Below are 1411 nucleotides of genomic sequence, written 5' to 3' on the forward strand. Positions count from 1 at the left end.
ACGATGTTAATTCTCATGAGAATGATATTGACGTCATTAAATTTACTGATGTTAATAGTGATGAAGTTAGTTATCGCGGTGAGAATTATGATCTTATTATCGAGTACGGTAATAACGACAGTATTCGGGTATTGAACTTCTTTAAAGGTAATCAATATTGGATCAATGAGATTCACTTTGCAGATAAAGTTGTTACTCATGCTGATCTCTATCAAATTGAAATACCAATTACAGTAAGCGCTACACAGTACGATACTAGTTGGTCAGGCAATGTGTTAATTATTCAATTATCGTCCGCATCCTCGCCTACTAGCTTTGCTGAGAGTGATAGTTTTAATCAGGTTCAGCAATTAACCAGTGCCATGGCTGCTTTCGGTAGCCAGTCTACTGCCATGGATGGTATTAATTCAGCAGCAAATGAAAACTATCTAGGTAATTTGCTCGTAGCTAATAACTAAGCTATTAGTATTTCTTCTCAATCAACGCCTCAGTTGCTGGAATAAAGCGCTGAGGCGTTTGTAATACCCACAGGGCGTGTTTCAAAGTAACTAATAGGCAAGGCCAGCATATGCCTAAATAACTTGGCACCTAGCTCTACATCTATACGGCTGGTTGTGTGTGAAAAAATATAAGTACGTAAACCACCCAGCACCACATCAAAAACAGTCACCGTTACAAAAGCAATTGCAATCACATCTAATGTTGAAAAACTGCGATGAACTAATACTTTATCCATCACTACTTGAAAGAATAATGGCGTTATTAATGCAAATATCTGTATCACGACAGAAATTAGCATTACTTCTCCAATAATCTTTCTATATTTAATTAATGAAGGAATAAACCATGTAAAGTCAAACTTAGCGAGTTGCCCTAATATAGAAGCACGAGAGGAAACACAAATTAAAGTTCCTGAGTATTTTTTAGCAAATTCTTCTTTTTCCAGAACTAAGGGTTTATTTAAAGTCAGGTCTTGAATTAAAAAACGATCGCCGTCCACTTTGGCTAAAATAAAATGCTCACCATCCTCACGCCAAACTACCGCAGGTAGTGAAACCATATCTAAGCGTTCAATATCTTTTTTAACCACTTTGGCTTTAAGTTCTAAATACTTAGCGGCTAATAACCATGTATTTAAATTGAGATATAATTCACCTTCTTCTATAAAACGGTGAGTTATATCGGCCGCATCAACAGAGATGCCATGGTAATGAGCAATGATAGATAAAGCATGGAGAGAAGTGCTGGGATTCATAGTTATAAATAGTTGAGTTAAGTCATTTTTAGTATAAGCGTGCAACTTGATTTTAGCGCATGTTCAGCTAATGTACAGCTTACTATAAAGTGGTTTAAATGATACTTTTTAATATTATACTGGTGAGTGATGAGTAAAAATTCATTTCTTATACTA

Annotated in this window: 2 protein-coding genes; one reads left to right on the forward strand and one right to left on the reverse strand. The window is 35.5% G+C overall.

All coding sequences use genetic code 11. The features are described 5' to 3' along the window. Window positions 1-458: calcium-binding protein (locus VQ643_RS16230; protein WP_414201540.1), on the forward strand; the 458-nt coding region annotated here is incomplete at its 5' end. A gap of 29 nt (window positions 459-487) precedes the next feature. On the opposite strand, the gene VQ643_RS16235 is transcribed toward VQ643_RS16230, so the two are convergent. Continuing rightward, a complete protein-coding gene (locus VQ643_RS16235) occupies window positions 488-1255 on the reverse strand; it encodes a cysteine peptidase family C39 domain-containing protein (RefSeq protein WP_414201542.1) in 768 nt (255 codons plus the stop codon). Between the last annotated feature and the right edge of the window lie 156 nt (window positions 1256-1411).

Source organism: Pseudomonas sp. F1_0610, assembly GCF_047470865.1.
Lineage (GTDB): Bacteria > Pseudomonadota > Gammaproteobacteria > Pseudomonadales > Pseudomonadaceae > JAZDRH01.

Excerpts from the sequence above, each read along its gene's own strand:
- VQ643_RS16235 (WP_414201542.1), bottom strand. The coding sequence starts at position 1,255 with ATGAATCCCAGCACTTCTCTCCATGCTTTATCTATCATTGCTCATTAC.